The 13,282-nt window shown below is 57.3% G+C and carries 5 protein-coding genes and 2 rRNA genes (1 of these 7 running past the window's edge); all 7 read left to right on the forward strand.

The genetic code is table 11. From position 1 onward, the window contains the following. A 23S ribosomal RNA gene (locus ABGT83_RS04715) occupies positions 1–1,393 on the forward strand; it begins 1,573 nt to the left of the window's first position. A gap of 132 nt (positions 1,394–1,525) precedes the next feature. Beyond that, positions 1,526–1,640, forward strand: a 5S ribosomal RNA gene (rrf, locus tag ABGT83_RS04720). Positions 1,641–2,218: 578 nt separating this feature from the next. Next, on the forward strand, positions 2,219–3,013 hold the full coding sequence (locus ABGT83_RS04725; protein WP_103265930.1) for a hypothetical protein: 795 nt from the start codon (positions 2,219–2,221) through the stop codon (positions 3,011–3,013). Beyond that, positions 3,010–3,630, forward strand: coding sequence for a hypothetical protein (locus ABGT83_RS04730; RefSeq protein WP_103265929.1), 621 nt, complete (start codon positions 3,010–3,012; stop codon positions 3,628–3,630). Before ABGT83_RS04725 ends, ABGT83_RS04730 begins: the two co-directional genes overlap by 4 nt. Positions 3,631–3,670: 40 nt before the next feature. Next, on the forward strand, positions 3,671–5,413 hold the full coding sequence (locus tag ABGT83_RS04735) for a lectin like domain-containing protein (RefSeq protein ID WP_346686194.1): 1,743 nt from the start codon (positions 3,671–3,673) through the stop codon (positions 5,411–5,413). Positions 5,414–5,969: 556 nt separating this feature from the next. Then, positions 5,970–11,015: a S8 family serine peptidase gene (locus ABGT83_RS04740; RefSeq protein ID WP_346686195.1), complete on the forward strand. Its 5,046-nt coding sequence runs from the start codon at positions 5,970–5,972 to the stop codon at positions 11,013–11,015. 333 nt (positions 11,016–11,348) lie between these two features. Continuing rightward, positions 11,349–12,647 (forward strand): helix-turn-helix domain-containing protein, encoded by a 1,299-nt coding sequence (locus ABGT83_RS04745; protein WP_346686196.1) that lies wholly within the window; start codon positions 11,349–11,351, stop codon positions 12,645–12,647. Positions 12,648–13,282: the final 635 nt, after the last annotated feature.

Raw genomic sequence — 13,282 nt, forward strand, 5'->3', positions numbered from 1 at the left:
ATGGAAATCAGCGCGGCATGCATCCTGAGACGCGAGACGAAGGCACTAGCTGAAGTCGGCGAGCCCATGCTTCCGAGAAAAACCTCTAGGAAGGGACATCGGCGCCCGTACCAAAACCGACACAGGTGGGCGGGTAGAGCATACCGAGGCGATCGGGAGAACCATGGTTAAGGAACTCGGCATACTGACTCCGTAACTTCGGGAGAAGGAGTGCCCCTGCGGGTGAAGGACTTCGCGTCTGGAGCGTGCGGGGGTCGCAGCGAAACGGCCCAAGCGACTGTTTATCAAAAACACAGGACTCTGCTAAGTCGCAAGACGACGTATAGGGTCTGACGCCTGCCCGGTGCTGGAAGGTTACGTGGATGGGTTAGCGCAAGCGAAGCTCTGAAACTAAGCCCCAGTAAACGGCGGCCGTAACTATAACGGTCCTAAGGTAGCGAAATTCCTTGTCGGGTAAGTTCCGACCTGCACGAATGGCGTAACGATTTGGGCGCTGTCTCAACCATGGACCCGGTGAAATTGTATTATTCGTGAAGATGCGAATTACCTGCGGAAGGACGGAAAGACCCCGTGAACCTTCACTGCAGCTTGGCATTGGTCGTTGGCTCGGCGCGTAGAGGATAGGCAGGAGGCTTTGAAGCGGGGACGCCAGTTCCCGTGGAGCCGACCTTGGAATACTGCCCTCGTCGTTCCGGCGACCTAACCCGAGGCCGCGATCCGGCTCGGGGACCGTGCCAGGCGGGTAGTTTGACTGGGGCGGTCGCCTCCTAAAATGTAACGGAGGCGCGCAAAGGTCCGCTCAGGACGGTCGGCAACCGTCCCGAGAGCGCAAGAGTGCAAGCGGGCTTGACTGCGAGGCAGACACGCCGAGCAGGTGCGAAAGCAGGTTCTAGTGATCCGGCGGCCCAATGTGGGATGGCCGTCGCTCAACGGATAAAAGGTACTCCGGGGATAACAGGCTGATCTTGCCCAAGAGTCCACATCGACGGCAAGGTTTGGCACCTCGATGTCGGCTCATCGCATCCTGGGGCTGAAGTCAGTCCCAAGGGTATGGCTGTTCGCCATTTAAAGCGGTACGCGAGCTGGGTTCAGAACGTCGTGAGACAGTTCGGTCCCTATCCTCCGCAGGCGTAAGAGAATTGAGGAGATCTGCCCCTAGTACGAGAGGACCGGGGTGGACGGACCTCTGGTGCAGCAGTTGTCGACCAACGGCACAGCTGCCTAGCTACGTTCGGCACGGATAACCGCTGAAAGCATCTAAGTGGGAAGCCGTCTCCAAGATGAGTTCTCTTTTCGGTAAGGGCCCTTATAGACTATGAGGTCGATAGGCCGCAGGTGTAAGGCGTGCGAGCGCCTCAGCCGAGCGGTACTAATAGCCCGAGCTCTTCTTCCAGTATGCATCATTCTTCGAGGCTGTATCGAGCTTCGCGATCGATCGTGTCGAGCGCTGTGCAACCGCCAGGGTGGCGCGGAGGCGCCGCACCGGGCGGCTCTTATACAGGAGCCGCGGGGGAGCGCCCCCCGCGAGCGCGACCATGGAGGCGGGGATCACCCGGTCCCATTCCGAACCCGGAAGTTAAGCCCGCCATCGCCGAGAGTACTGCAGCGTCAGGCTGCGGGAGGGTAGGGCGTCGCGCTCGCGGAGGGCGCTTTTCGCTATTCCGTGCCGCGCATCGTGCGCGGCCGACGAGCCGGAGGGTCCCGAGAGGGGCCCTTTTCTCGTTTTCGGGCACGGAGGCGCGCTGTCATCCGCATCGCCGAACGGCTATCTTCGGCGGCAGGGCGGCAGGGCGGCAGAGCTTCAGGCGGGAGCCCTGGGGGATCGGCGCCGCCATCGCGGAGTATCCTTTATCAAATGAAAGACCGTCTATAGATTAGTTTTCATATAGTTTAATGTTTAACGATAAAATGACTTGACTTATGCCTGCGCGCATTCTGGGATGCGCGCAGGCATTTCTTATGCCTTCTCATAATCTATGATCAAAAAAGAATCGCACGATTACCGCAGATAGGAGCGGTATTAGGCAACCTTTGGCCGGCACCGAGCTGGTCGAGGTGCGTTGTGCGAACGGATTGACCATGAACGATGAGAAGGGAGGATTAACACAGAAAGACTCGCGCGCAGATGGCTTGCGCGGCGGCAGACGGGCTGTCTGAACCCGCGTGCGGCGAACTGCGCTCTTCAGAGGAAGCCCACAAGGGCGGAGAGGATTGTGATATGGCAAAGATTGACAAGATGATCAAGGGCCTGACAGGCCAGACCGAGGAAGAGCAGCGCCTGAAGGAGCAATTCAGCTTCCTGCAGAAGATGGCGCGGGCGAAGTGCGAGACGTTCGAGAGCGAGCTCAAGGTCATGCTCAGCAATAAGGAGACGGCGGGCGCGATCGAAATCGTGGGCGACAAGGCGTTCGAATACCACCATTCGCAGCACGTGAATATCTCGCACGGCTGCGACGATGCCATCATGGAGGCCGTCAACGAGTTCTTCAAAGGCAAGTCGGGCGTAAAGCAGGGATTCAAGGCCATCGTCAAGCAAGGTTTGTCGGGTCTGATCGGCGACACCACCATTGGCGAGACCACCGAGAATATGTTCTTCGTGTTCCCCGAGAACTACTCCATCGTGCGCGTGGACGTGAAAGCCTACAAATACACCTTTTCGACGAAAGGCGTGCTGGCAAAGGACGTGGAGAACGTGTTCGTCTACACCATGGCGAAGTCCATCGTGGACCACAAGAAAGTGGGCATCGACTACCTGCTGCACTGCGTGGTGGACATGATGCGCAAGGACAATGAAGATGAGCCGCCGATCGGCGAGGTCATGGATTTCATCAAAGAGCTGCAGCTGTGCTGGAAGCTGCTCGAGGCCGACGCCGTTCCGACGCCGACAATCGAAACGGTGCGCGGCGCCGCGCCGAGTGTGAGCGCCAATGCGATGTCCAAGGCCTTGAAAGAGGTCAAGGCGCTCACGCCCGAAGACGTCCTTGCCTCTGCGGCGAAAGGGGCGCAATCATGAGTACGCCGCAGGTGGCCCGCGTGGCCATCGTCAACAACACAGGCGCGCGCATGGAGCAGGTAGTGCTTACCCATCGTTTCGGAGATAGTGACGCCGTGGACATTCTCATGTGGGATCAGCTTGATCCGGGTGTTCAGAGCAGCACGAAGAACGTGCGCTTCGCGACGGGATTCGGCGACACGACCAACTACGACTGGTGGCTTTTGACCTGGAAGACACACAATGCTGCGCATGAGGTGGTCGAGCATGCGAGTGCTCCGTCGGTGTTTAACATGGTCGGCGACTACGTCATCATGGGCGGCGAAGATGCGATCTCGTCGCTTAAGGGCGTACCGGCTCTCATCTCTTCGGCTGATCCGGTCAAGAGCGCAAGCGAGTTCGGCGGCGCTTTGACCAAGCTGCTGTTTGGCGGCATCGCGCGCAAAGTGAGCAAGAAGGCGTTTAAAGAGCACATGCTCACCAGCGCGGATGCGTACAATTCGGTCGCTCCTGGTGCGGGTCCTGAAGTCAAGGTGACCGTCGGTGAGGGAACCATGACCATAACCAGCCCGTCGGGAACCTCAAAGGCCGACTGCACGACCCTTGCCATTCCGGCCGCGCTTCCGGCTGTGCCGTAAGCGTTTGCGATTCTTCAAATAGTGCGGCGGGAGGATGGGCATGATGGACACAGGCAGGCATGGCAAGCTGCGGCTTGCGCTCGCCTTCGCCGTGCTGATCGTCCTGGCGGCGGGCATCGCGCTTGCCGTCGGGGCGATCCTGCAGGACGAGCGGGACAACCGATCGGCGGAGGCGGAGGTGGAGAGCGGCGGCCTGCTGCCGATCTCGCCGGAATGGCTCGAGTATACCTATGGCGAACCAGGGCAGGCCGTGCTCGCTGTGAACGATTTTCCGGAGAAGTTCGATCTGCGCGAAGAAGGGCTTGTCGCGCAAGTTGAGGACCAGAGCCCCTTCAGCACCTGCTGGGCGTTCGGCGCGCTGGGCTCGCTCGAGTCGAATGCGCTTATGCAAAATGACGGGGCGCGTGCGGGCTTTTCGGGCTATTCTGAGCATCATCTGGCCTGGTTCGCCTATGAAGTGCAGCGATCGGGCGACCAGGAAGGGGAGGGTGCGACTCCGGCGAATCTCGGCACCTTCGATCCGCAGTGGAGCTCTGTGTACCATATGGCGGCCGGATCGCCGTACCTGGCGCTCTCGACGCTCGCGTCGTGGACGGGCGCGGAGGACCAGGCCACGGTGCCGTATGTTGACGATCGGGGGTCGACGGAAGCCGGCAATGAGAGCTGGCGCGTTGCCGAGAGCTTGCGGTTCGACGCGCGGAACCATCTCACCGACGTCGACTTCCTGCCCACGCCGGTGATCGAGCAGGACGGCGAGCACGTATACAGCCAGGCGGCCGTCGATGCCGTCAAGCGCTCCATTATGGAGAATGGAGCCGTGTCGGTGTCGTACTATGCCGATCAGAGCGTGCCTGGCGAAGAGGGTAATTCCTCGTACTTCAACCGCGACACCTGGGCATCGTGCGTGACCGGCGTCGAAGAGTTCGAACGCGATTTCATCGTGCCGAACCACGTGGTGACCATCGTCGGCTGGGATGATGCCTACTCAAAGGACAACTACACCGAGGGGTGCCGGCCTGCCGGTGACGGCGCGTGGATCGCCAAGAACAGCTGGGGAAGGGGGACGTGGGGCTTGCCCGATGAGAACGGTGAGCCATCGGGGTACTTCTACCTTTCCTATTACGACGAAACCGCCTGCGAGTTCATGAGCTTCCAAGGAGATGCCGTGGAAGACGGGTTCGAGTATGAGCGCAACTACCAGTACGATTATCTCGGCATGTCCGCCATGCTCGTGGATACCGAGTACGTCGACGGCGAGGCGTCGACGGCGAACGTGTTCGTTGCGGATGGTGACGAGGAGCTTGGCGCCGTCTCGGCGGTGACGTTTCGACCTGAGGCGAGCGTGGAGGTGGAGGTGTACGTGCTTGGCGAGGATGCGGTGGTTCCCGACGACGGTCGACTGGTGGCGCATACGGCCGAGACGTTCGATTACGGGGGCTATCATACCGTGGAGCTGGACGAGCCGGTAGATTTGGCTGCCGATGAGCGTTTTGCGGTGGTTGAGACCATCGAGGCGCCCGGCGAGGACGGCGAGTCGGTATACCAGGTCTACTTCGAAAACGCCCCCGCCGACGAGGCGAGCTCGCTTCGGTGGACGAACCTCTCCCAGCTTGAGACGACCGCGAGGGCGAACGCGGGCGAGAGCTTTCGCTACGATGAGGGCATTGGCTGGCGGGATGCGACCGAGCTCGACACGCGGGCGTGCCTGTACGACCAGGGAATAAGGGTGAAGTACGGCAACGCGCTGATCAAGGCGTTTGCGAATAGCCAGGATGAGGGATGAGGGGTGGCAGGTGGCCTGCCCGGATGGGTGTTTGGAAGCAGACGCCGGGGTAGGGGCTTGGCAACCTTCAAGGCAGAATCGGGTCTTCGAACCTCCAAGCCCCCTAGCCAATCCGGCCTCATTTGCCGTATAATGCTATTGCGTAGGTACTAATTCATGCGTGGTCGGGAGTTGCACTATGGACGTAACGCGTAGCGCGGATGATCGGCCGTCATTCTGCAGGGTTGCATCCCGGACATTCCTCGCACTTATCCTCGCGTTCTCTCTCAGTATTCCAGCGCCTGCTCTCGCTTTGTCGAACGATGCAGGACAATCGCTCGCCTCGCAGGTGGATCGGGCATCCGACCCCCAAGACAACGAAGGCACGTCGGATTCCACCCAGGCTGCGGCGGCCGAAGGATCCGACCCATCCGCATCGGTTACGGGCGAATCTCAGGAAGCCGGACCCGATGCGGCAAGTCCTAACTCGTCTTCCTCGTTGCAATCCGAAGAGCCTTCCGCCCAGGGCCTCGCTCAACATTCGGATGCAGCGAATGCGACTTCGACTGAGCCATCGTTGGAAAGCGTCGATGAGCCGCGCGACGACGTCGTCCCCGGCGAGATCATTGTGGTGTATGACTCGGCGGTATCGTCAGGCTCGCAGACATTCAGCCTTGAAGACCAGGCGCAGCCGGATGGCCTTGACGTGCAGGTGGTCGAGGAGATCGCGCCTGCCGATGGCGACGTGGGGCCGACCGTGGTGGCTGAAATTCCCGATGACACGACGGTTGACGAAGCTGTCGAGCAGCTGTCCGGTGCGCCCGGAGTGGCGTATGTTCAGCCAAACTATCTCTACCAGCTGATCGACGGGTTTGATGTGAGCGTTGCGGACGGGGGCGCGTCGATCCTTTCGGAAGAGGCCGCTTCGAAGGCGACCGTGAATGATCCCTACTGCATCGACACTCGTGAGGGGAAGAACCAGTACTACCTGTACAATAGCAACGTGATCGATGCATGGGATAGCGCGAAATCCGATGGATCTGCGACGGTGGCGGTGCTCGACACCGGTTGCAGGCTCGATCATGAAGACCTGCAGGGAACGCTCGACGCGGCACATGCGTGGGATGCTTACCATGACGTTGCGCTCGATGCCAGCCCGACGGTATCTGCAGGAGACAACAACGGTCACGGAACGCATGTCTGCGGCATCGTTTCAGCGCAGGCGAACAATGCCGTGGGAATCGCCGGGGCATCGTACAACGCGAAAGTGCTTCCCGTCAAAGTGTTCAGCGATGAGGCTTCGAATGCCAGCGCCCCGACCGCGAAGATCGTGCAAGCCTACACCTACCTGGATGGCCTTATCAAGAGCGGCGCGTTGAGCGATCTTCGGGTCGTCAACATGAGCCTTGGACTCTATGGGGAGAGCGATCCTGCATTCGAGTCTGCGATTGAGAAGATGCGCTCCGAGCATAATGTGCTCACCGTGTGCGCGGGTGGTAACGGGGTGAACGGCGTGCCGAAGACCGAGCGCTCGCTCCCATCGGATTTCGATGCCTGTCTCTCGGTGACGTCGCTTAATCAAGATGGAACTTATTCGCCATGGGCCGATTACAATGAATACAAGGATATCGGCGCTCCCGGCGTGAGTCTGCTCTCAACGTATAAGGATTCGTCGAGCAGCTATGCTTTTTTGAACGGCACCTCCATGGCGTCCCCGCTGGTTGCCGGGATCGCCACTCTTTTGTGGGCGGCCGATCCCGATCTGACGGTCGATGAAGCCGTCCGCGCGATAACGAGCACGGCGGTGCCGATCGAGGATGCCAGAACCGCTGCGAGCGGTGTTGCGAACGGCAGCGCGGGGGCCATCGATGCGCAGGCGGCCGTCAACGCCGTCAAGGCCGGGTCTTCCGAAAACGTGTTTGACGCTGATGCGCTGCCAGGAGCAACAACGCAAGGCAATCTGGTTCTGCTCGTGCGATTCAAGGGTGATTCTTCGGGCGATGAGCGGACTAGTTACAACGCATCGTATCCCTCTGCTGCGGCAGGCGTGAAAACGCAGTGGGAATATCTGATGAAGAGTATGAACACTGTCAATGATAGTCTATACACGTTCAGAGGCTACGTGCGGACGGCTTCGAATGGTAGTTATGACGTGAGCAGCGTCTTCCCTCAGACGCAGCCGGGAGGCAATGTTGCCTACATTACGCTCGATAACGAGCTGTCGTACTATCAAGATGATGCTCTCGGCGATCTCAGGCTTCTGACAGATACTATCCAGAAGTTCAATGCTGCTCACCCCGATTTCGACGTCTCAAGCGCCGACCTCGACCATGACGGTACGATCGACAACCTTCTTTTGATGCCGGCAGTTTCGACAAGTGGATCGTTCACCAATCATTCAGCTTACAGCGCCGATGCAATAACCGTTGGCGCATCTTTGGGAAATACCGCGGTGCTCGGCTCTTATAACGTTGTCGAAAGCGTCGTGTCTGGTTCGCCGACGAGTACATTGTGCGACTCGTTTTTCATAGGAACCGTAATACACGAATTCCTCCATACCCTTGGCGCGCGCGATCTGTATCGCGGGGGAAGCACGGGCAAGCCCGTTTATACTTGGGATATCATGGGCGCATCTGACTCCAAGTCGTGGCCGTTAGCCATTACGCGTGAAGACATGGGGTGGTGTACCATTCCCGAAGCGGCTAACGAAGGAACGTATACCTTGTCTGCGCCTGTCGATGGCCAAAACGCGGTAGAAATTAAAACGCCTCTTTCCGATTCGGAGTATTTCGTCGTCGAGTTCCGACAGAAGGGAAAATCGGTATCCTCCCTAGATAGGGGCATCGGTGGGTCGGGGCTGATTGTGTATCGAGCCAACTCCGCTTTCGCAAAAGAAGGCAACATCAGGGGCAATGATTATGTCTATGTGTTTCGTCAAAACGAAACAGGGGTAGGTGATGCTGCAGGCGATATAGTCGCGGCGCAAGTAGGCACAAGTGCATACGGCGCGCCGCGTCAGACTATCGGCTCGTTAGCTATGAGCGATGACATAACCACCGGAGCTCTTTGCTATTCGAATGGGCAGAATTCGGGACTCAAAATCAGTGTCGTCGAGCAGACAGATGGTTCAATAACATTCAACGTTGTTCATGCGGATTATGCTTCGATGAGTCTTTGGAATGACCTGCTTGATGCGGCCGGCATCGGCCTAATGGCTGGCGATGATGTTATGGATACCAAGATCGTTGCGGGTCAGGATGGTATGTATTGCTTGACGGAGTCAAGTACCGATAGCGGACGACGCTCTCTGAATGCATGGAAGTATGCCGAAAGAGCGTGGGCTGATTGCGGGCAAGTTGCTCAAGGCCTTGGAGGAGCCGGCATGGCGTGGCATGACGGCGCTTTATATGTGGCAGCAGCTGATTATTCTAGTGACAAAATCGTACTGAAGAAGCTGGAAGGCGGCAGTTGGCAGGAAAAAGCGCGTATCGATAAGAGTTCGAACGAGCTGTCTCTATGTTCTGTTGGAAATACGCTGTATATGCTTGCCGATGGATACGGAACGCAGGTTCAGGTTTACGCATATAACAACGGTTCTCTCGATCCGCTTGGAGGTGTATTGCCGATCGGGCGCGCTTCATGCCCTAATCTGGTTGAAGTGAACGGGGCTCCGGTTGTCGTCTGCGGTGATTCCGATGCGCAAGCTTTAAAAGCTTTCCGCTACCAAGATGGTGCGTGGGCGACTACGATCGCCCTCGGCGACGGTTGCCCTGCTGCCTTGAGTGCTGCAAAAAGCAATGATGGTGCATACGTAATCTGTTCATATCAAAGTCGAACCATTGATGCTAGCGCGCCTATGCCACGACTGCTTAAACTCGACAAATCTGGAGCGATCTCGATAGAGCAGGAATTGCACGATCTCCCGCAGTATCTGCTCAAAGCGAGCGTTGCAGTAGGCGATGCGGATTTGTATTTGAGCACTGTCGACCAAAATAGCATTGCCGCAACCTATTCAGTTGCTCGTGCGGATCTTTCAACAGTCGATAAGCTGGGCGGTACCGTGTTTGCCCCAGCTGCTACGGTGGATTCTGCGGTTATTGGTGGCAAGGTGTATTGCGCGGTAAGTAGCGAAGGATCAAAAAAGGCATACGTGAAAGTTCATAGCGCTTTGGAATCGACGGATTCCGTGGTTACTATTTCATACGCATCGTCGGACGTTTCGATGGGAAGAGTAAGTTCCACGAGTGAGCAGGTGCATGCAACGACCGGATCGCCACTCGGGGCAACAGCCGAAGCAGCAACCGGCTATCACTTTGTGAACTGGAGCGACGTAAGCGGCAAGGTCGTATCGACGCAACCAACTTTCACCCCTGCAAAAGATGCTCAAACCAATGCATATGTTGGCGCAACCTATACGGCGAATTTTGCAGCAAACACCTACACGGTCAGTTTCGATTCCAATGGCGGTGTGGGCGTCATGGCGCCGCAGAATATGACCTACGGAAAAACCGCTGCGCTTTCAGCGAATACGTTTACTCGAACAGGATTTGTATTTCTCGGATGGAGCCGGAGCGCAGGTTCGGTCGTAACCCAATACAGGGATGGGCAGAGCGTGACAGATCTGACATCGGTTAATAGGTCGATCGTTTCGTTATATGCCGTATGGAGGAAAGAAGCCACTCATAAAGCCTCTCGTACTTTAGCTGGTAATACGCTTTTTGATACGTCTGCTGCTCAGGTCAGAGCTGCCTATTCATCGAGTTCGAAGGCTATACTAGTTGGCAATAATGGTTGGCAGGATGCCCTTTCGGGTGCGGGTCTTGCGGGCGCGTTAAACTGCCCCATTGTGTTTACAGATAAGAATTCCTTGAACGGCACAACAAAAGCTCTGCTTTCTGAGCTTGGCGTTAAAGATGTTGTCGTAATTGGCGGCTCTTCTGTTGTTTCCGATCAAGTATTGAGTGAGCTCGCGCGATTAGGTATTTCTTCGATGCGGGTTTGGGGCATGCGTTCGTACGATACTCAAATGGAAGTATACAACTATGGTGAAAAGCGGGGCCTTTGGGGAAAGGACACCGTTATCGTTGCTACGGGGACGGGCTTTGCGGACGCGCTTTCCATTGCTCCAGTTGCGTTTGTCAAAAACGCTCCAATATTTCTTGTAGATGGAAGCAAGGATTTAACCCAACGTCAAAAGAATGCTCTTTTCTCTGCCACGAAAGATGGGAAGTTTGTTCAAGCGCTTGTTATCGGGGGAACCGGTGCTGTGTCAAAAAACGTTGACTTTTCTTTGAGCAGTTACTCTAGGACTTGCCTGCGTATAGCGGGCCAAACGCTCTATGACACATCCGCCGAAGTGGCCGAGTGGGCTGCGGATACAAGCGTTCTCACTTGGGATGGCGTAGCTTTTACAACAGGAACAGGACCCTATGACGCTTTGTCTGGATCGGTGCTTCAAGGCAAAACAAGGTCAGTTCTCCTCCTTGTGAAGAATCCGTCATCTCCCACTGTCCACAGGGCATCTTTTAATAAGCAAGTTATTGCGAATGTAACCTTTTTTGGCGGAGAGATTGTAATGCCGCCAGCTACCAAAAGAGCCATCCTCTCAAGGCTTGGGTTCTAGCAGTGCATCTTTGCGGTCTAACGTAGTATTACTGGACGATGGGAACGTGTGGGATAGCGAGTATATCTGAAACAAGTCTCTATGAAATTCTTGTTTCATCTGGGCTCGCTCCAATTGCTCGATGCATCGTTCGCGATGGCAACGGAGGGTCCTATTATTTTCCTTAATTGAATTCGCAAGCTGGACACCTGTCCAGTTTGAACTTGCAATCGGATAGCGTAAGCCCTTGCCCTGTGCGAAGGCCTTCTGGCCCGAGCATGGGCCGCTTTTCTTCTTCGAGCTGTTTCTCTACCATGGACAAGCCCTTCTCCCGGCCCAGGGAAGGAGGATGCCATGCCCAAGAAGAAGGGAGCGCACCTGGGCTTCGACGACAGGTGCGAGATAGAGGACATGCTCAAAGAGGGCGCGTCCTTTCGGGAGATCGCCCGGAAGCTCGAGGTGTCGCCCACGACGGTATCCAACGAGGTGAGGCTCAACAGGGTGCTCTTCAAGCCCAAGGCGATGCCGCAGAAGGCCCAGGCAAGGTGTGCGAAGTACCGCGGCTGCACCAAGGTCGCGCTCTGCCCCTTGTGCTCCTCCCGCGCCGCAGCCTGCAAGCGCTGCGGCATGAAGCGCTGCTGGGACATCTGCAGGGAGTTCGACCCGCACACCTGCGCGCGCTGCGAGCGCGCGCCGTTCGTCTGCTCGAAGTGCGGCAAACGCGCCTACTGCACCTTTGAGAAAGCGCGCTACGTCGCCTCGAAGGCACAGGCAGCCCACGACGCCCGCTTGAGCGCGGCCCATGCCGGCATCGCCTGCGAGCCGGGCGAGTTGGAAGACATGGTGGGCAAGGTGAAGGGGCTCCTTTCCCAAGGGCAGAGCCTTCAGGCCATCTGGCTCACCCATAGATCCGAGTTCCCGGTGTGCGAGCGCACCTTCTACAACTACATGGACAAGGGCGTGATGGGGCTAGCCAACATCGAGCTGCCCAAGAAGGTCAAGTACGCCCCTCGCAAGGAGTGGGCGGACGGCAAGCCCAAGATGGACCTTGCCGGCAGGACCTACGCCGACTGGCTCGCCCTGCCCGACGACCTCAAGCTGCTCACCGTCCAGGTGGACTGCGTGGAAGGCCTCCGCCGCAACTCGAAGTGCATCCTCACGCTCCACTTCGTCCGCCTGTTCTTCCAGCTTTTCATCCTGCTCGAGAACAAGGACCAGGCCCACGTGAAGGCCGCCCTCGACGCGGTGGAGGCCTATTGCGAAGGCGTTTTCGAAGACGTCTTCCCGGTGATGCTGGGAGATCGCGGCTCGGAGTTCCTGGACTTCGCGAAGATCGAGACCGGCGCGGGCGGATCGCGCCGCACCCGGATGTTCTACTGCGATCCGGTGAAGCCGGGCCAGAAGGGGGCGTGCGAGAAGAACCATGTGGAGCTGAGGAAGATACTGCCGAAGGGGACCGACTTCGATGCCCTCACGTTCAACGACGTTGCCGAGGCGTGCTCGCACGTGAACTCGTATCCCAGGCCCGGCCAGGGGGCGGCGCCCATTCGGCTCGCCTCCCTGACCCTGCCTGCAAACCTGCTCGAGAGCCTCGGTGTCCATGCCGTCCCGCCAGACGACGTGATCATGACGCCCAAGCTGCTCGGGCTTTAGCGATTCCATTCTAATTGATTCATCAGGGCCGGGGCGAGGGTCTGCATATCTATTTGTATCGGGCGTCCGGATTGCTTTTGCAAAACTTGTACGGAGGCCTGCGCCAGCATGCCCTCGTTCGACCGCCTGCCCGAATCATCCGTTCAGAGCGCCCTCGAACCGACCCTTCGATTGCAAAATTGAAAGCAAACTGGACGGCCTAAGGACTATTCTCATTCATGATGTGCTTTGATGCCCCGAACGTCCAGCTTGCTATTGCAGTGTCCAGGTTGCGAATGCAATCAACTGTCCTATTTTTTTTGTTTGAATAGGCCATGCGTACAGATTTGCAGTGAATAGACAATGCGCGCTTTGTTATGCTTAATCTAATCCGAACAGAAGCCTGAAACGCTGAATGGAGATCATTGTGAAGATCTGTGTAGCGCGAGTGTTCGATAGCGTGCTTTCGTTTGTTTGTAAATCATATCAGCGAGATACGCATACGCGCTCGTCTGCCCTTTGCTTTCATGGATTTAATCAGTGTCTTGCAGGCGTGTCGCTGTCGTTCATCCTTGCAAGTGGGCTAGTTCCCGTTGTGCCGGTTCATGATCAAGCCTTTGCTGCAAACATTACAGGTTCGACTGCGGTATCTGCCC

This window comes from Enteroscipio rubneri (genome assembly GCF_963929405.1).
Lineage (GTDB): Bacteria > Actinomycetota > Coriobacteriia > Coriobacteriales > Eggerthellaceae > Enteroscipio > Enteroscipio rubneri.